Source organism: Dellaglioa sp. CoH-55-MRSF-8, assembly GCF_056782195.1.
Genome location: NZ_JBXAYH010000021.1, coordinates 1 through 928 on the forward strand (window position 1 = coordinate 1; position 928 = coordinate 928).

The following is a 928-nucleotide window of genomic DNA, read 5'->3' on the forward strand; positions in this document are numbered from 1 at the left end:
AACGTAGGCATCAAACGAATCGGTGCCCTCATCGAACCACGCAAGGTCCTTGTCTGCAAGCTGAATACCGCGCACCGAGATTTCGCGAGCTGCCATCTCCGTCGCGCACTCACCGATCGTCTTGCCCACATGACGCGAGCCTGAATGGAGCATGACCCATACATCCTGTTCCGTATCCAGACACAGCTCGATGAAGTGGTTGCCCCCACCCAGCGTCCCCATCTGCTGTTCCATGCGCTTCACGTCGTATTTGCCAACGTGATCCATGATACGCAGGCCCGAAAAGCGCGAGAACAGCTCATCACGCTGACGCTCCAGTGCACGCGCCTCGTTCCCATCGTGGAAGGACTTGACAGGCGAACGATGGTAGTTGAAACCAACCGGCACGTCACGCTCGACTTGGGCGCGCACATCTTTCAGCGAATCCGGCAGCTGGTTGGCCTTGAGGCTGGTCTTAACCGCCACCATGCCACACCCGATATCGACGCCGACCGCTGCTGGAATAACTGCTGCGTTCAGCGGGATCACGGAACCGACCGTCGCGCCCATGCCTGCGTGCACATCCGGCATGATTGCAACGGGACCCGCCAAGATCGGCAGGTTCGAGATATTCGTGATTTGCTTGAGTGCCTCCTGTTCGACTTCCGTGTCACCGGTGAAGAAGCGAGCCTTTCCACCCAGCATCTGGCCGTACAGTTCGTTTTGTTTCATACATCCTCCTTATTTGATCAACGGAGGAATTGTAGCGTGGCGCGAAGCGCCTGTCTATCATTTTCCCACATCGGCAGATTCATAAAATGCAGAGGGTCCGCCTCAGCAAACGTGTAGATGTGTGACCACACCAGACCATGACACTTCTCAGGCTCAGCGTTCCGTACTTCGCCTGCAAACGCGTACGCTCGGAAATAGAGCATGAGAAGAGGATCAC

General features: G+C 56.4%; 1 protein-coding gene. It reads right to left on the reverse strand.

The annotated features are described in order from the left end of the window. On the reverse strand, positions 1-711 hold a 711-nt coding region (locus tag AC1RPW_RS07635), incomplete at its 3' end, for an RtcB family protein (RefSeq protein WP_481769386.1). Positions 712-928 lie beyond the last annotated feature (217 nt).